The organism is Janthinobacterium sp. 67, assembly GCF_002797895.1.
GTDB lineage: Bacteria > Pseudomonadota > Gammaproteobacteria > Burkholderiales > Burkholderiaceae_D > Janthinobacterium.
The window spans coordinates 808,359-825,466 of sequence record NZ_PGES01000001.1; the positions used below are offsets into that span (position 1 = coordinate 808,359).

The window sequence follows — 17,108 nt, forward strand, 5'->3', positions numbered from 1 at the left end:
TTATTGCGCCGCCAATCCCAGCTTCAAGCCCACCAGCTTGCCCGGTGCGGCCTCCGTTTTTTCCGGCGCGCCGGCGCTGACCCTGGCTACCGGCGTGCCGTCCTGCTGCAACGCCGCCAGGATGGCCGCGCTGCGCTGGGTGCCCAGCTTGCTCAAGGCGTCGGCTGGCAAGGGCTGCTTGGCTTCCAGCTGCTCGCGCAAGCCCTTGTAGAAGGCGCCCGTGTCGGCCACTTGCGGCTCGCCTTCGATCAGCTTGCCCAGGCGCTGGAATACGGGGATTTTTGCCGGGGCCGGCGCGGAGGCGCTGGCGGATGCCGCCGCTGGGGCAGGCGCGGCCGATTCCGCCGCCTTTTTCTGCTTGTCCAGCTCTGCCTTGCCGAAGCGCTCGCCGTACAGGTCGCGCAGGGCGCCCCGTATCTTGCGTTCACCCAGGTTCAGCGGCCCCGGCTCTTCGCCCGCTTCCAGCTTGATGCCGGCCTTGGCGGCGACGGCGCGGCGCACGGCCTGGGCGCGCAGGGCAGCCGCGTCCGTGTCGCTGTACTGGCCTGGCACGGCCAGCTTCAGCTGTTCGCGCTTGGCGAGGATTTGCGCCACCTGCTTGATTTTTTCCCGCTCGGGCGGCAGCAGTACGGCGCTGCCCGCGTCGAAATCGATGGATTCGAGCTTGTCGGCGCTGATGCCCAGCAAGTTGCCCAGCGCGCGGAACGGCGCCGTGACGATTTTCGTCAGCACATTGCCCACGGCTTTCCAGATCAGCGCGCCATAGCTGAATTGCGGGTCGTTCATGTCCCCCGACACGGGCAAGCCCAGGTCGATGCGTCCGTCCGAGTCCTTCAGGATGGCCAGCGCCAGTTCCAGCGGCAGCTTCAGGGCGTCCGGGCTGTCGATGCGCTCGCCCAGGGTCAGCTTGTCGAGCACGATCTGGTTGGTGCCGTCGAGCTGGCGGTTGCGCACCTTGTATTGCAAGTCCAGCGAAATCTTGCCTTCGGCCACCTTGTAGCCGGCGAACTTCATCGTGTACGGCGAGGCGGACACCATGTCGACATTCTTGAAGACCACGTTCAAGTCCGTGTTGTCGGTCGGGGCGAAGGGATTGAGCTGGCCACGCACGCGGGCCAGGCCGAATTCGTCGATGCGGCCGTCCAGTTCGATCTGGCTGCGCGCATCGCGCTTGGTCGACAGGCCCGTGACGACGCCATTGAGTTCATAGATCTTGGCGGCGAACTGGGGGCGCAGGCTGAGGTCGGCAAAGTCCAGCTTGGCGTTTTGCAGGCGCACGCGGCGCACGCGCACGGGGAAGGCGGCGTCGGCTGCCGGTGTTGCGGCGGCGGCAGGTGCTGTGGCCGTGGCAGGCTCGGGCGCCTTGACCAGCAGGCGCTGCGCGTTCAGGCTGCGGTCGTTTTCGATGATCAGCTGGGCGTTCGGTTCCACCACGCGCAGTTCGGGGATGTCGACGAAGTCGGGCCCCACGCTGGCCGTCAGCTTGTCGGCGCGCACGCTTTTCCACGAGGCAAAGCGCTTGCCATCCGTTTCATTGAGCACGAGGCCGGCGATATCGACGCCGCCCTCATAGCGGACCTTCGGCGCTTTCGGCGCGCCGCCACCCGTCGTCAGGCGGCCGCTGCCGGACACCGCACCGCCCGCCAGCTTCAGTTTTACGTGCTGCGCCAGCAAGGGCTGCACGGGGGCCAGGGCCAGCTGTTTCACATTCAGCTGCGCATCGACGGCGCCCGTGCCCGGCACGAACTTGCCGTTGGCCGTAAGCAAGCCGCCTTCGCGCAGGCCCACGCCCAGCTCGAACGGTAGCGCCTGTTTCATATCGTTGCTGACGTTGTGCAAGGACAGGCGGGCATCCTGCACATTGACCTTGATGCCCGTGCCCGCGTCATCGAAACGGGCGCCGAACTTGCTCAGGTCCACCTTGTCCACCTTGGCGGACCACGGTGTGGACGGGGTGTCCTTGGCAGTGTCGGCTTTGCCGGAAGTAAACACGGGCAGCTTTTGCGCAATGGCAAATTCTCCCTGCCGGTTGCGCGCCAGGTCGATCTGCGCGCCGCCGGCCGTCACGGCGCCCACGTGCACCGTGTGTGCGGCCAGGTCGATCTTGCCTTCTGTAAAGCCCAGTTGGGCCAGCTTGAACGGCGTTTGCGCGCCCCGTTGCATGGTGAGGTCGGCCAGCGCGAAAGTGGCGCCGTCGATGACGGTGGCCATGCCCGATGGCCCTTGCTGCAAGGCCAGCTGCAAGTTCAGCTGCAGCTGTCTGGCGCTCAGTTGCAAAGCTGGCGAGACGGTTTCATCGATGGCGGACACGTCCACGTTGGCCAGCGCCAGCTGTTTCAAGTCCACCTTCCATTTGCCAGGTTTGGCTGGTGCGGCGGGCGTCGTTGCTGCCGGTGCGGGATTACCCGGCAGCATCAGGTTCGCCACGTCGATCTCTCCCCGGCTGTCGCGGCGCACGGCCACCTTGCCGCCATACAGGTTGACCTTGTCGAGCGTGACCTTCTGGCCTGCCAGGTCCACGTTCACGCCGGCGATGCCCAGGGTATCGAGCGAGGTAAACGGCGCACCCCTGCCATCTTGCGCCAGCGCCAGGTCGCGCAAGGCCAGGCCCGCGCCTTTGACGGTCGCTTCCAGCTTGCCGTCCGCATAGGAAAAGGCGTAGGGCAGGCGCGCCGACAGCTTGCCGCTGGTCACTTGCGCGCGTGTATAAGCTTTCAGGTACGCGGCCAGGCCGGGCAGGGAAGCGTCGTTCAGTATCAGTTCACCTTCGCCACGGATGGGACTCAGCGATGCCGTGCCGCGCCAGTGCAGCTTGCCGCCACGCGCCGCATCGGCGCTGAGGCTGTAGCTGCCGTTGGCGTCGGGCAGGGTGGAAATATTATCGAGCGTAAAGTTGATCGGCGTGAAGTTGTCCGCATAGCCGGCCTTCTGGTCTTGCCAGTCGACTTTGCCTTGCTCGAGCGCAAAGTGGGCGATGACGAGGCGCGGCATGCCGCCTTCGCTCTTTTCCGGGTGCTTGCGTTGCCAGGTGGCCAGCACTTCGGCCAGGTTGAACTTGCCGTCCGGCGTGATCGTCAGCTGCGCCTGCGGCGCCGTGATGCGGATTTCCGCCAGGCTCCACGCGCGGCGCACGATGGATTTCCATTCCAGCTGCACGGCCAGGGCGCCGATGGACAGCAGCGGCGCATTGTTTGCGCTGGCCGCTTCCGTGAAAGCGATCTTGTCCGCTTCCAGGCGCAGGGTAAACGGGTTGAAGCGCACGTCGGCGATGCTGGCCTGGCGCGCGAGTTCTTTTTCTGCAAATTTGGGCAACTGGTTTTTGATGACGTAGGGCACCAGCCAGAAGCCGGCCGCGCTGTAGGCGGCCAGGGCGCAGCCAGTGCCCAGGGCCCAGCGCTGCCAGCGTTTCCAGCGAAATGTTTTCGTCTGCACGCTTTTTTTGTCGATTGTGTTCACGAACTTACCTTTTGATCTTGTTGGGCGGCACATCTTGCACGCCGTGACTGTCAGTATGCCTCTTTGCGGCCTCGTCTGCAAAATCCAAACGTGTTCAAGTGATAACAGGCGCCTGAGGGAACTAATTTCTTCTGTAAAACTAACACAAACTCACCCTTACTTGATAATGATTCTCATTATCGGTATCATGTTCGCTAACCGTAAGTTCCCACTTGCACCTATTTTCTAATTGAAAGCCCGATGTCATGCCTGTCGTCTCTCCCCGCACCCGTTTACTTCCAGTGGCCGCAGCCCTGTCGCTGGCCTTCGCTTCCCACGCAGCGTTGGCGGCCCCAGCGGCCGGCGGCCAGGACGACCCGACGGCTGGCGATGAGAAAGTCATGCAGGCAGTACAAGTGACGGGCGCCCGCGCGCAAGGCCTGGTGCCGCTGACCACGGAGGCGGGCAGCTTTCGGGGCGCCAGCATCATGGACGTGCCGTCCACCGTCAATGTGATCACGCGCGAATTGCTGGAGCAGCAAGCCGTGTCCGGCCTGTACGACGCGGTGCGCAACACGGCTGGCGTGACGCGCCAGCAAAACGGGGGCGAGACGTGGGATCAGCTGGTGATACGCGGCATCGCCGTGGAAAACCGCACGAATTATCGCCTCAACGGCTCCATGCCCATCATGAACTTCTCGCAAGTGCCCATGGAAAACAAGGAGCGGGTGGAAGTGCTGAAGGGCGCCTCGGCCCTGTACTACGGTTTTACGTCGCCGTCCGGCGTCGTCAACTTCGTCACCAAGCGGGCCGGCAGCCAGCCCGTCACCAGCATGGGCTTGAGCGTCGATGACCGCGGCAGTGCCGTGGCGAATGTCGACGTGGCCCGCCGTTTTGGCGCGCAGCGGGAATTCGGCGTGCGCGTCAATGCGGCTGGCGGCACCCTCGGTTCCTACCTGGACCATGTCGGCAATGGCAAGCGCCGCTTCCTTTCCACGGCGCTCGACTGGAGAGTGACGAACAAACTGCTGCTCAAGGCCGACCTCGAGTACGAGCGCCGCAGGGTGACGGAACAGGCTGGCGTGGCCTTGCCTGCGGCCGTGAAAGGCGTGATCAGCTTGCCGCGCGCCGTTGATCCGCGCAAGCTGATCGGCCCCGACTGGTCGGCGTTCGAAGCGCAAACGAAAAACGCGCAATTGCGCGCCGACTACGCCATCGCCGATGGCTGGGCCTTGACGGTGGAGGCGGGCCACTCGGAAACGGCGCGCGACCGTCGCCTGGCGATCTTCCGCCTGAACAACGCGGCCGCGCTGGCCACGGGCGCGGGGCGCATCACGGGCAATATCCAGCACAGTGTGATGGCATCGGACTTGCTGCGCGCGGAACTGGCCGGCAATTTCAACACGGGTTCCATTGCCCACGAACTGACCCTGGGTGCCTCGCGCACGGACAAGTCGCAAGATCCGATTTATCAGAGCAATTACACGATCGCCTCGCAAAACCTGTACAAGCCGGTGCCCGTGACGAATGTCGTGTTCGGCCCCAAGCCGACGTCGCCGACGACGGCCGGGCTCGACACGCGCGACACGGGCCTGTATGCGCTCGACCGCATGGTCTTCAGCCCGCAATGGCAAAGCGTCATCGGCGTGCGCCGCAGCAGCTATCAAAGCGACCAGGGCGCCAGCCATTACGACGTCAGCAAGACGACGCCGATGGCGTCATTGATCTACAAGGCCACGCCCGAGCTGTCGTTCTACGCGTCCACGGCGCGGGGGCTGGAAGAGGGCGAAACGGGTCCGACGGGCACCGCCAATCAGGGCGTCAAGATGGCGCCCGGCGTGAGCAAACAGAAAGAGCTGGGCGCGCGCTGGCTGACGCCTGGCGGCACCTTGCTCTCCGCCGCCTTGTTCGACATCACGCGCCCGGGCTACTACACGAATGCCAGCAATGTATTCACGTCGGACGGCGAACAGCGCTATCGTGGCCTGGAACTGTCGACCCAGGGCAAGCTGACGCGCCAGTTGTCGTGGCAGACGTCGGCCCAGTTCCTCGATCCCAGCTTTGCGCACATCAACGCCGACTACAACGGCAAGGCGCCGGAAAACGCATCGAAACGCACGGCCAGCGCCTTCCTCGCTTATGCGTTTGACGCCGTGCCGGGCCTGTCCGTCAACGGCGGCGCATATTACTACAGCGCCCGTCCCGTCAACGACCTGAACCAGGCCTTCCTCGGCGGCGTCAGCCTGTTCAGCGCGGGCGCCCGCTATGCGAGCCGCGTCATGGACAAGGCCGTCGTGTGGCAGTTGAACGTGGAAAACGCCGCCGACAAACGCTACTGGGCCGGCGCCGGCACGCGCCTGGCGTCCGGTGCGCCGCGCGCCATCAAGCTGTCGATGAAGGTGGATTTGTAAGAATGGTTTGACCTGCGCGCTGTCCACAGAGTGACCTGCGCTGATACAATGTTGCCATGTTCATCAGCAAAGGCAAGGCCGGCATCGTCCTGTGGATCGCGTGTATCGCCATCTTCCTGGCCGCGCTCGCCCCTACGGTATCGCGCGCGCTGACGGTGGCCAGCGGCCAGGCCGTGCCCAGCCTGGAGATCTGCTCGGTGGCGGGCGGCATGAACATGCTGCCCGCGACACTGTCGACGGACGCGCCCGATACCTCGAAGGGCGGCATGCGCATGGGCGATTGCCCCTGCTGCAGCATGCATGCGGCCACCCTGGACGTGCCGCCCACGACTCTCGTGCTTGCTTCCGGCGAGCTCATCACGGGCTTGCTGCCCACGCTGTTCTACCAATCCGCCACGCCGCTGTTCGCCTGGACGCCCGTCCAGCCCCGCGGACCGCCTGCCGCTTTCTGATCTGTCCTTTTCCTGAACTGCCTTGCGCCGCGCGTGTCGTGCGCTTGCGTCTGTTCGTCTTGCCTATACAGAATCTGAAAGCAGCACCATGAAACATTTTCCTTTATTGATTTCCCTTGCCATCGCCATGCCCGCCGTGGCGCAAACGCGCACCGAAGAGGTCCTGCCTGAAATGAAAGTCATCGTCACGGCCATAGGCGACGGCTACCGTCCGGCCGCCGACACGGCGCTCATGTTGTCGAGCACGCCCGGCTACAGCGTGGCGGCCGGCGGCGGCGTGTCCGGCTTGCCGGTAGTGAATGGCTTTGCCGATGACCGCATCAAGATCCGCATCGACGGCATGGAACTGACGTCGGCCTGCGCCAACCACATGAATGCGCCGCTGTCCTACATCGACCCGCAGCAAGTGCAGCGCATCCGCCTGATCGCGGGCGTGACACCCGTCAGCGCGGGCGGCGACAGCATCGGCGGCACCATCGAAGTGCAGTCGAACGCGCCCGTGTTTGCCCAGCCCGGCGCGCCGCTGCTGACGCAAGGCAGCTTTGCCGTATCGGGACGCAGCGTCAACAACAGCGTGGCGACCAGCGTGAATGCGTCGGCCGCCAGCGACAGCCTGAGCGTCGGCTACAGCGGCGCCTACACGCGCGGCCACAGCTATGAAGATGGCCATGGCAACAAAGTGCTGGCCAGCATGCTTGAAAGCATCAACCAGTCCATCGTGCTGGCGGCGAAACGCGATGGCCAGCAGCTGACCCTGCGCGCCGGCGTGCAGCACATCCCGTACCAGGGTTTCCCGAACCAGTACATGGACATGACGGACAACCACGGCCAGTTCGCCAACCTGGCCTACCAGGGCACATTTGCCTGGGGCGTGCTGGACGCGCGCGCCTACTGGCAGCAGACGGACCATGAAATGGGCTTTTTTACCCCCGAGCGCAAGGGCACGATGCCGATGATCACGCACGGGCGCAACACGGGTTACGCGCTGATGGCCAGCTTGCCAATGGCTGCGGGCGAGTTGCGCCTGGGCCAGGAGTGGCACGGCTTCCGCCTTGACGATTACTGGCCGGCCGTGCCCGGTTCCATGATGATGGGACCGCGCACCTATCTGAACATCAACGACGGCAAGCGCGACCGCACCGTGCTGTTCGGCGAACTGGAAACGCGCCACGATGCGCGCTGGACGAGCGTGCTGGGCGTGCGCGGCGAATCCGTGCGCATGGACACGGGCGATGTGCAATCGTACGGCACCAATATGATGAACATGCCGGACGTGATGGCCGCCAGGGCCTTCAATGCGCGCAGCCGCAGCCAGCGCGACACGAATATCGATGCTTCGGCGCAAACCACCTTCACGCCAGACGCGGCCAGCAGCTATGAATTCGCGCTGGCGCGCAAGGTGCGCTCGCCCAACCTGTACGAGCGCTACTCGTGGGGCCGGGGCTCGATGGCGATGACCATGACCAACTGGTTTGGCGATGGCAATGGCTATGTGGGCGATATCGACCTCAAGCCCGAGACGGCTACCACGGCGGCGTTCACGGCCGACTGGCATGGCGGCGGCGAGGAGAGCTGGTTCCTGCGCGTCAACCCCTATTACAGCAAGGTCGACAATTACATCGACGTCGACGTGCTGGCGTCTTTCCACCCGTATATGAAAATGGGCGCGAATGGCAATCTGCTGCGCTTTGCCAACCACGACGCCAGGCTGTACGGCGCGAATCTGGCGTGGCAGCTGCCGTTGACGCGCAGCGCGCGCTGGGGCAGCTTCATGGCGACGGGCAACGCCGCATACACACGGGGCAAGCGCAGCGATGGCGGCGACCTGTACCGCATGATGCCATTCAATGCCTTGCTGGCCGTCGAGCACAAGCTGGGTGCCTGGAGCAACCGCATCGAAACGAAGATCGTGGCCCGCAAGGACAAGGTCGACGCGCGCCGCTTCGAACCGGAAACAGGCGGCTACGCGCTCGTCAACCTGCGCAGCAGCGTAGCGCTGGGCAAGATGGCCAGCCTGAGCGCGGGAGTGAGCAACCTGTTCAACCGCGCGTATGCGGATCCGCTGGGCGGCGTGTATTTGTCGGGCTTGAAGGCAAACGGCGGGGCGTTGCAAGCCTTGCCGGCCGAGGGCAGGTCGATTGATCTGGGACTGCAGCTCAAGTTCTAAAGCGGAAATAACGCGCCTTCGTCCTGCTCATCAAACGGAGGACGGGGCGTGTTATCGGGAATGAAAGTAATGGATGGACTTTCCATGAGTTTAATCATGGGCTATCAACAACCGCCATCCGCAAAAAGAAAAATGAGAAGATCCACATGCCTTGCCGCCATGCTGTTTAGTCTTTGCTCCATCGTCTCGGCCCAGGACGTCCTGCTTGCCGGACACGTGCAGCGGGTCGTGTTGCAACCGTCAGGCACCGAGCCTTGCCCTCCGCCTTGTCCGCCCGCCTTACCAGCCGTTGCCGGCAAGCCGCAGGCGGTCTGCATATCGAACACCGGCGGCTGCCAGATGATGGAGGTCAAAGTGGACCACGTCTATCGCGGCGTGGTGCAGTCGCAGACACGCCAATTCTCGTCGCGCATCGGTGAATTTGGCCCCAGTTTCCCCGTGAGCGAGAAACAAATCGTGGTCAACGAAGAAGGCGGCAAGGTCTCCTGGTCATTTGTAGACAATCGGAATGGGAAGATTTTCATCGATCCGAAACGCCTGCGCAGTGTCGCTGGCGTTGCCTCCGCCACGCAAGACGATGGCGAATGGGTGGCGCTGGACGAGGTGCTGGCGCGTAAGCACGGCCATTAACTATCATGGCAATCGCTGTGTCCCGAGCAAGACGTCTTGACCTGTTCAAGCAGGCTACACAAGCTGATCCGACGCAGGGCCATCAATTCCCGCCGCCGCTCTTTTTCCGCCGCGACCCGGTCAGGACGCGCAGCGCGGTGGCGATCGGTACCTTGTTCTTGGCGAGGTAGGCGGCGGCCGTGGCCGTATCGAGCATTTCCTGGAAAATAATGCCGACTTCGACTTTTTGGGCCGTCAAATCGTCCTGCCTTGCGCAGTCGAGGATATCCATATTCGTAGCAGTGACCTTGTCATTCTTGGAGCGCATTTTTGCCTCGGTAGAAAAGAGAAAAAATGTCTCCTTTTATTTGCCTTTAAGATAACTTATTTTTGTGCCTTTGTGGTAATTTTTCTTTAATCGATAGTGCATTCAGGAATTAAATTTAGCTATCGTAAGAGATAGGGCATCGGTTCTGGTATTGCTTGACGGAACATTTGGCTGCATAGTGGGAACTGCAATCAAACGGCGGTTAGCTGATGAGGCCCAAAAAATTATGACAAGTAATGCCAAACTGGCCGTCCTGATCGATGCGGACAATGCCCAGGCGTCGATCATCAAGGAATTGCTGACAGAGGTATCGACTTTTGGTACCGCATCGGTGAAGCGTGCTTATGGAGACTGGACGACGCCCAATTTGAAGGGCTGGAAGGAAATCCTGCATTTGATGGCCATTCAGCCGATCCAGCAATTCAGCTATACGACAGGAAAAAATTCGACGGATTCATCGCTGATCATCGACGCCATGGATTTGCTGCACTCTGAAAAGCTGGACGGCTTTTGCCTGGTATCGTCCGACAGTGATTTCACGCGCCTTGCAACACGGATTCGCGAATCAGGACTGGCCGTGTATGGTTTTGGTGAAAGAAAGACGCCGCCAGCCTTTGTCGCCGCCTGCGACAAGTTTGTTTATACGGAGATCTTGCGGCCGGTCACATTGCCTCCATCGGCAGAAAAGCAGCAAAAACCGTTACATGCGCTGGCGCCTGTCTCCCTCGACGCGGATACGCGGGAAGTGCTGCGCAAGGCCATCATTGCCGCAGCGCGTGATGATGGTTTTGCCTCCTTGAGTGGCGTCGGCAGTCTGATCTTGAAGAATAATCCAGCCTTCGACCCGCGCCACTATGGCTGCCAGAAATTGAGTGAGCTGGTGCGTCGCCTTCCTTTCGTTGAAGTCAAAGAAGTTCAAAGCGAAAAAAATCCTGCCATGCATCTGTACATCAAATTGAAGTAGGGAAGAAGCCGGGCCATCATGACAGATGACCTCCCGTCACCCATTGCCTGATCAACCGTCGTTTGCCAGCGGCGCCCGGATGCGGTCTAATCATGGCTTGTCCCTTTACGAGCTTGCCATGCTGCCCACTTCCGCCATCGCCGCGCTGCGCGAAAAATTTCCCCTGATTACAGAATTGATGGCCTTGCAGCCCTTGAACTGGTTCAATCCCCGCATTGCGCCGGCGGCCGAGGGCCTGAAAGACGTAGGCTTGACTGCCGATGACGTGGCCCAGGCCAGCGCGCGCCTGGCCCGTTTTGCGCCGTATCTGGCCAAGGCGTTTCCGGAAACGCAGGCCAGCGGCGGCATCATCGAGTCGCCCGTCGTGCCGCTACCCGCCATGCAGGCGGCACTTGACATGACGAGCGGTCAGCTGTGGCTCAAGCAGGATAGCCATCTGCCCATTTCCGGCTCGATCAAGGCGCGCGGCGGCATCTATGAAGTGCTGAAACACGCGGAAATGCTGGCGCTGGACGCCGGTCTGCTGAAGGAGGGCGATGATTACGGCCTGCTGGCCAGCGACGCCGTGCGCGCCTTCTTTGGCCAGTACGCGATCGCCGTCGGTTCCACGGGCAACCTCGGCTTGTCGATCGGCATCATGAGCGCGCGCCTGGGCTTTCGCGCCACGGTGCACATGTCGGCCGACGCGCGGCAATGGAAGAAGGACAAGTTGCGCAGCCACGGCGTGACCGTCGTCGAGTACGCGACCGACTACAGCGTGGCCGTGGAAGCGGGGCGCAAGCAGGCGGAGAACGACCCCACCTGCCACTTCGTCGACGATGAAAACTCGCACGATCTGTTCCTCGGCTACGCGGTGGCGGGCCAGCGCCTGAAAGCCCAGTTCGCTACAAACGGCGTGACGGTCGATGCGGACCACCCCTTGTTCGTGTACCTGCCGTGCGGCGTGGGCGGCGGCCCCGGCGGCGTGGCCTTCGGCTTGAAGCTGGCCTTTGGCGATGCCGTCCACTGCGTCTTCGTCGAGCCGACACATTCGCCATGCATGCTGCTGGGCGTGCATACGGGCTTGCATGAAGGGATCAGCGTGCAGGAGATCGGCATCGACAACCTCACGGCCGCCGACGGCCTGGCCGTGGGACGCCCGTCCGGCTTCGTCGGGCGCGCCATGCAGCGGCTGATCGATGGCTACGCCACCGTCACGGATGAAGAACTGTACCGCTTGCTGGCCCTGCTGGAGCAGACGGAGCAGCTGCGCCTGGAACCGTCCGCCGTGGCCGGTTTCGCGGGCATTCCCGCCGTGCTGGCCGCGCCGCAGTATCAGCCGCACCTGGAAACGGCCACGCACCTGGTGTGGGGCACGGGCGGCAGCATGGTTCCCGAGGCGGAAATGGCGGCCTACGTGGCGCGCGGCCGCGCGCTGCTGGCGTCCGGGGCCGTTTGATGCCGCCCGGCGCGCCGCGCATGGCCACGCTGACGGCCAGCCAGTTCGCCAACCTGCACACCTTTCTCGTGGCGGCGCGCCATGCCAGTTTCGCGCTGGCCGCGCAGGAACTGGCGCTCACGCCCAGCGCCGTCAGCCACCGCATCGCGCGGCTGGAAGCGGGTCTGGGCCTGCGCCTGTTCGAGCGCCTGACACGGCAGGTAAAGCTGACGGCCGACGGCGAGCGCATCTTCGCCGCGCTGCAAATCGGCTGGGATGGCTTGCATGCGGCGCTGGCCGGCGGCGATGCGCTCACGGGCAGCATCACCGTGCATGCGCGCCCGTCCATCGCCCAATGCTGGCTGGTGCCGCGCCTGGCAGGTTTTACGGCGCAGTATCCGGACGTGTCGATCGATTTGCGCGTGGGCAATGATAGCGTGGACTTTCGCGCCGGCCAGGCCGACCTGGCCTTGCATTACGGCGACGGCAGCTTTCCCGGCCTGGCATCGCGCAAGCTGATGGGCGAATGGCTGGCGCCCGTGTGCAGTCCCGATTATGCGCGCGATCACGGCTTGCTGGATATGCCGCACGACTTGCGCGATGCGACGGTGCTGCACGACACCCTGGCCTGGCCCGCCTGCGCGCCCGATGCCGAGTGGCGGCTGTGGCTGGACGGGCAGGCGGCGGAGGCGAGTTTGCCCGCGCGCAGCCTGCGTTTCGACCGCGCCGACCTGTGCGCGCAGGCGGCCATCCACCACGCGGGCGTGGCCATGGGCCGGCGCCAGCTGGTGCAGCCGTGGCTGGACAGCGGCCAGCTGATCCTGCCGTTTGGCGGCTTTGCCTTGGCCAGCCCGCAGGCGTATTACCTCGTGCACAGCGGGCGTGCCGCGCTGCCGGCAAGAGTGCAAGCCTTGTTCGACTGGCTGCTGGGGCAGGCAATTTGATACACTGCGCCCCTCATTGAAAAAACGCGCCAGAAAGCAGTCCCATGCATCCACCTCCACTGACCTCCACGCCGCCACGAGAGCTGCGCGCATATGCGCTGGCCTGCCTGCTCGAACCGGACCCGGCAACCAAGGTGGCGATGGTGGCGGCCATGGCCGAAGCGCAGCTTGCGCTCGATGCGCAAGCGCCTTTGGCGCCGACCGGCCCCGTGCCGGGCCGTCCCGAGCGGCCGGAACTGGTGCCGCCGCGCCTGGTCGGGCGGCGCTCGATGATCACGCCGGAAGGGCGCGCCATGCTCGTGCACGCGCTCGCGCACATCGAATTCAATGCGATGAATCTGGCGCTCGACGCGCTGTGGCGCTTCCCGGACTTGCCGTTTGACTACTACACGGACTGGCTGCGCGTGGCCAAGGAGGAAGCGACGCACTTTGCCATGCTGCAGGCGCACCTGCAGGTGCTGGGCCACACGTATGGCGACTTCCCCGGCCACGACAGCCTGTGGGAAATGGTCGACAAGACGCGCGGCGACGTGCTGGCGCGCATGGCGCTCGTGCCGCGCACCCTGGAAGCGCGGGGCCTCGACGCGATTCCGCCGCTGCGCGCCAAGCTGGCGCAGGCGGGCGACATGGCCGCCGCCGCCATCCTCGACATCATCTTGCGCGATGAAGTGGGGCACGTGGAAATCGGCAACCGCTGGTATGGCTACCTGTGCGATCAACGGGGACTGGAATTGCGCGCCACCTATGCCGAGCTGGCGCTGCGCTACGAAGCGCCCACTTTGCGCGGCCCGTTCAATCTGGAAGCGCGGCGGCGGGCGGGGTTTTCGGAGCTGGAACTGTCCGATCTGCCCGCCTGACCCTGCTTAAGGATGGGCCGTGAGGCTGATGTGCCAGTGGCTCAGGTGTCCCGCCTCGATGTGCACTTTGGCCGGCTTGGTCCAGGCGCCGGCGCCGGGTATCTTGTCGGCCGGCGCGGCGGAAAAACGCCCGTCGACGAGGGCCAGCTTGACGAAGCTGGGGCCGATGTAGATGACGCGCGTGCCGGCTTGTGCCGCCTCCTGGGCCAGCATGGCCCGGTTCGCCGCTATCCACGCCTGCAGGCTTGCCAGCTTCGGCTTTTGCGCGGCATTGGCCGCCACTTCCGCCTTCGCGTCGCTGATCAGCTTGTGAATGGCGGCGCCATCGTTCTGGCCGCCCAGCGCGTCCGTGTAGCCGCCCGCGCCGTCCGCGTAGCGCAAGTCGATCTGCTGACCGTCGCTGTGGCCGCTGTGGCCGAGGATGGAGCGGCCCGTTGCCGTCTGCGTCACGTGCTGGCCGCTGATGTCGTCGAAACGGTAAGCCTTGCCCGCCAGCCAGGCGATGGCCAGGCGCGTGGCCCACGAATCGCCGCCAGGGTCGCGCGTGCCGTAGCGCCGCGCCGCCAGCGCCGCCTCGTCATTGGCCAGGTACAGGGGAATGTGGGCCGTGTCGCCCTTGAATTCCACTTGCCCCCCTTCGGCCGGGTCGGAGCTGGCGTCGACATTGTCGACGCTGCCCTTCAGGCGCACCGTGACGACGGCCTTCTTGTCGAGCTTGGCGCCGGCAAAGGCGGGCAGCACCAGGCCGGGAAATTTCACCGCGCCGGCAGTCTTGGTATTGGTCTGGGACAATAAATTCTCCGTGCTGAAGGCGGGATCGCCGCCGCCCGACGAGATGCCGATATTGACTTCCGTAATCGTTGCCGTTGCCGGGGTATAGTGCAATTCCAGCGGCACGGTGTGCGTGGCCGTCGCCGTTCCTTGCGACACGGATACATACGGCCCCGCCAAATTGCCCGTCAGCTTGATCGGCTGCAGCACGGGGTGGGCGGCCTGGTTCGGCGAGCTGAACTTCGCCAGCGTCACCTTCAATCCCTTGCACGCGAGGCTCAGTTCCACCGTCGTCACGGTGGCCAGGGCGCTGTCGCCGATATTCGTGGCGCTGACGTTGCCGCCCAGGTTCAAAGCCCCGTCCTTGGTTTGCTTGCTGACGTCGACGCACTCCGTCCTGACGATGCTGCCTTGCGTGTAATGCGTCTGGTTGACGGCGCCCGCGGCGGCCAGGCTGACGCCAGGCAACCCGGTCACGGCGTACGACCACGTATCGTTGTACTGGCTTTGCGCCGTCGTGTAGGTGGGATACTCGGCCGTGCTGACGGTGATTTTGACGCCCACGTTTTTCGTGCCCTTGGGCACGGTGAAGGCGATGGGCGAGGTGATGGTCTGGTTTTGCGCCGCCGCCGTGGCCGTGAAGGTCTTGCTGTCCACGTCATCCTGCGGCGTGGCCTCGCCTGCGGCGCGGGGGCTGGCGGCCACCGCGCGCGCGGGCGGCCCGGCGCCATCCTGGGTGACGCTGCCGGCCGCATAGGTCTGCGCGCCGGCGCGCAGGGTCAGGCTTGCCGCATACGGATAGACGATGTCGACATTGACGTTGCTGCTGTTCTCGAAGACGACGGCGCTGACGCTGACCACGTTCGGGTGGACCAGGTCGTTCAAGGTCAGCTGGTAGGTATCGGGCAGCACGCCATCGAAGTGGAAGGCGCCCGTGGCATCGACCACGGCCACCTGGCGCTGGTGGTGGTTGTAGCCGGCCAATAACATCTTCTTGCCGGCCAGCCCCGTGGCATTGCCGCCCGCCGGCGTGCGCAGCTGCCCTTGCAGCACGATGCCGGACTTGATGACGATCAAGGCATAGCTGGCCGTGAATTCGCCATCCTGCGAGACGAAATTGAGGTTCAGCTCATAGCTGCCGTTGGGCAAGGGTGCCAGCAGTTGCTGCATGGACACGGGACTGATGCTGAAAGTGCCGCTGGCCGCATCGAACGTCCAGTAGGACTTCAGGCTGATGGCCACGCCATTCGGGGCGGACAGCAAGCCGTCGCTGTCGTCCTGCAAGGCCATGGGGGCGGCATCGACGAGGCGGAAGCCCAGGGCGCCCGGCTGCAGGCGGTTGTTCGGCCCCAGTCCCGTGATGGCCAGCACGGGCGCCGTGGTCGGCACGCTGCCGTCGTCGTTCGGTTCCACATAGGTTTCCACGGCCGTGGGCAATTCCGTCTGGATCAGCAGGTCCAGGGTCGTGATCTTGCCGCCCTTGCTGAGGGAAAATTGCGCGTGCTGGTCCACGCCCGTGTCGCCGGGCGTGGAAAAGCGCAGGCTGCCGTCCTGCAGCAGCACGTCCGTGACGGCGCCGCTGGCCTTGACGCTGTCGGCGCCGTCGGGAAAGCCCAGTCCGGCGAGCGGCAGCACGACCACTTGCGCGGGCCGCACGGGGTCGAGGGCGATGCCGGTACTGGTGCTGAAGGTCCACATCAGACCTGCGCTCTGGAAGGCGACGCTGCGCTCGATGCGCAGGGTGATGGTATCGGTGGGCGTGACGGTGGCGCCCGCGCCGATGCTGCCGGCCAGCACCTCGCCATCGATGATGGTGCTGCCAGCTGGCACGCTGGCCAGCACGGCTTGCACATTGCCGGCCGTGTCGCTGCCATTGTTGCGGATGTGCACGCGGTAGGTGTAGTCCCAGGCCGTGCGGTTGACGCGCTGCTCGGCCACTTTTTCCAGCGAGGTGACTTCGAGATCGCCGGCGGCCTGCGTGGCGGTCACTGCGGCGGCCAGCATGACCTTCGGCGCGGCCGGCTGCATGGGATCGTCCGGTCCGCCGCAGGCGCACAGGCTCAGTGCCAGCCCTGTGGCCAGCGCGGCGCCCGCCAGCTGCCGGCGCCGCAGGCAGGCCATGGCCAGCACGCCCGCCAGCAGCAGCCATGGGGTGGAGGGCAGGGCGACGGCGGACGGCTGCGTGATGCCCGCTTCAATTTCGATGAAGGAGACGGGGTCGATAATGGAAAACGGCTGGGCGCCGGGGCTGCCCGCGCCCAGGTAATCGAAGGTGAGGGAAAAGGCCGTGGCCGTACCGCCGGGGCCGATGCCGCCGACCAGCGCCAACGCGTCGAGGTAGCCGCTGGCGGGAATGGCGGGGTCGGGCTGCACCAGCAGCACGTCCCAGTCCGGTAGCGTGGAGACGCTGTGCAGATTGGCGTACTGGCCCACGCTGAAGAACACGGTGAATTCCTCGATGGGCATGGCCAGCGTGGTGTTGCTGACCGTATAGTCGTAGCGCCACTGCGTGCCGCCCAGCGATGTTGCCGTGTAGCCGATGCTGGCGGCGTGCGCGGCGGACGTGGCGCACAGCAGCAGCGCCAGCAGCGCTCGTTTGATAAAACTCATGATCGTTCCCCCATAGACTGACGCCAAGCGTGCCCAGGCAAGGGGGCAAGCAGGAAACGTTCCTGTATAATTTATTCTTCAAAAACAAGGGCTTGGCGGACGCGGGCAGGAGCCGGTGTCAAATTTTCCGACACAGGGGCGTA

Annotated in this window: 11 protein-coding genes; 8 read left to right on the forward strand and 3 right to left on the reverse strand. The window is 64.4% G+C overall.

Going from position 1 to position 17,108, the window contains the following annotated elements; translation table 11 throughout:
* Positions 1-3,456 (reverse strand): DUF748 domain-containing protein, encoded by a 3,456-nt coding sequence (locus CLU90_RS03580; protein ID WP_232731061.1) that lies wholly within the window; start codon positions 3,454-3,456, stop codon positions 1-3.
* 245 nt (positions 3,457-3,701) lie between these two features.
* Between CLU90_RS03580 and CLU90_RS03585 the strand changes: the two genes are divergently transcribed.
* The 4 genes from CLU90_RS03585 (at position 3,702) to CLU90_RS29080 (ending at position 9,095) form a co-directional block, all read left to right on the forward strand.
* The gene (locus tag CLU90_RS03585; RefSeq protein ID WP_100427214.1) at positions 3,702-5,846 is read left to right on the forward strand and encodes a TonB-dependent siderophore receptor; all 2,145 of its coding nucleotides are present in this window, start codon (positions 3,702-3,704) and stop codon (positions 5,844-5,846) included.
* A 56-nt stretch (positions 5,847-5,902) separates the two neighbouring features.
* Entirely contained in the window at positions 5,903-6,298 is a 396-nt protein-coding gene (locus tag CLU90_RS03590; RefSeq protein ID WP_100427215.1) for a DUF2946 domain-containing protein, read from the forward strand.
* A gap of 88 nt (positions 6,299-6,386) precedes the next feature.
* Complete coding sequence (locus tag CLU90_RS03595) at positions 6,387-8,465, forward strand: TonB-dependent receptor (protein WP_100427216.1); 2,079 nt, start codon at positions 6,387-6,389, stop codon at positions 8,463-8,465.
* An 84-nt stretch (positions 8,466-8,549) separates the two neighbouring features.
* Positions 8,550-9,095 carry a hypothetical protein gene (locus CLU90_RS29080; RefSeq protein WP_157808722.1) on the forward strand — a complete coding sequence of 182 codons (546 nt, stop codon included), beginning with the start codon at positions 8,550-8,552 and terminating at the stop codon, positions 9,093-9,095.
* An 82-nt stretch (positions 9,096-9,177) separates the two neighbouring features.
* Here the strand turns inward: CLU90_RS29080 and CLU90_RS03605 are convergent, their stop codons facing one another.
* Positions 9,178-9,402 carry a hypothetical protein gene (locus CLU90_RS03605; protein WP_092716366.1) on the reverse strand — a complete coding sequence of 75 codons (225 nt, stop codon included), beginning with the start codon at positions 9,400-9,402 and terminating at the stop codon, positions 9,178-9,180.
* A 178-nt stretch (positions 9,403-9,580) separates the two neighbouring features.
* On the opposite strand from CLU90_RS03605, the gene CLU90_RS03610 reads away from it, so the two are divergent.
* The 4 genes from CLU90_RS03610 to CLU90_RS03625 all read left to right on the forward strand — a co-directional run bounded on the left by CLU90_RS03610 (position 9,581) and on the right by CLU90_RS03625 (position 13,584).
* Positions 9,581-10,366, forward strand: coding sequence for an NYN domain-containing protein (locus tag CLU90_RS03610; RefSeq protein ID WP_232731062.1), 786 nt, complete (start codon positions 9,581-9,583; stop codon positions 10,364-10,366).
* Positions 10,367-10,484: 118 nt separating this feature from the next.
* Complete coding sequence (locus CLU90_RS03615) at positions 10,485-11,804, forward strand: D-serine ammonia-lyase (RefSeq protein WP_092716370.1); 1,320 nt, start codon at positions 10,485-10,487, stop codon at positions 11,802-11,804.
* A 20-nt stretch (positions 11,805-11,824) separates the two neighbouring features.
* Complete coding sequence (gene dsdC / locus CLU90_RS03620) at positions 11,825-12,727, forward strand: DNA-binding transcriptional regulator DsdC (RefSeq protein WP_092716655.1); 903 nt, start codon at positions 11,825-11,827, stop codon at positions 12,725-12,727.
* Positions 12,728-12,771: 44 nt separating this feature from the next.
* The gene (locus CLU90_RS03625) at positions 12,772-13,584 is read left to right on the forward strand and encodes a ferritin-like domain-containing protein (RefSeq protein ID WP_092716372.1); all 813 of its coding nucleotides are present in this window, start codon (positions 12,772-12,774) and stop codon (positions 13,582-13,584) included.
* Positions 13,585-13,590: 6 nt separating this feature from the next.
* On the opposite strand, the gene CLU90_RS03630 is transcribed toward CLU90_RS03625, so the two are convergent.
* Positions 13,591-16,965, reverse strand: a complete 3,375-nt coding sequence (locus CLU90_RS03630) for a hypothetical protein (RefSeq protein WP_100427217.1) — start codon at positions 16,963-16,965, stop codon at positions 13,591-13,593.
* Positions 16,966-17,108: the final 143 nt, after the last annotated feature.

What these genes read in the sequence shown, in the direction of transcription:
- CLU90_RS03625 (WP_092716372.1), top strand. Translation starts at nt 12,772, where the DNA reads ATGCATCCACCTCCACTGACCTCCACGCCGCCACGAGAGCTGCGCGCA.
- CLU90_RS29080 (WP_157808722.1), top strand. Translation starts at nt 8,550, where the DNA reads ATGAGTTTAATCATGGGCTATCAACAACCGCCATCCGCAAAAAGAAAA.
- CLU90_RS03630 (WP_100427217.1), bottom strand. Translation starts at nt 16,965, where the DNA reads ATGAGTTTTATCAAACGAGCGCTGCTGGCGCTGCTGCTGTGCGCCACG.
- CLU90_RS03615 (WP_092716370.1), top strand. Translation starts at nt 10,485, where the DNA reads ATGCTGCCCACTTCCGCCATCGCCGCGCTGCGCGAAAAATTTCCCCTG.
- CLU90_RS03590 (WP_100427215.1), top strand. Translation starts at nt 5,903, where the DNA reads ATGTTCATCAGCAAAGGCAAGGCCGGCATCGTCCTGTGGATCGCGTGT.
- CLU90_RS03585 (WP_100427214.1), top strand. Translation starts at nt 3,702, where the DNA reads ATGCCTGTCGTCTCTCCCCGCACCCGTTTACTTCCAGTGGCCGCAGCC.
- CLU90_RS03595 (WP_100427216.1), top strand. Translation starts at nt 6,387, where the DNA reads ATGAAACATTTTCCTTTATTGATTTCCCTTGCCATCGCCATGCCCGCC.
- dsdC (WP_092716655.1), top strand. Translation starts at nt 11,825, where the DNA reads ATGGCCACGCTGACGGCCAGCCAGTTCGCCAACCTGCACACCTTTCTC.
- CLU90_RS03605 (WP_092716366.1), bottom strand. Translation starts at nt 9,402, where the DNA reads ATGCGCTCCAAGAATGACAAGGTCACTGCTACGAATATGGATATCCTC.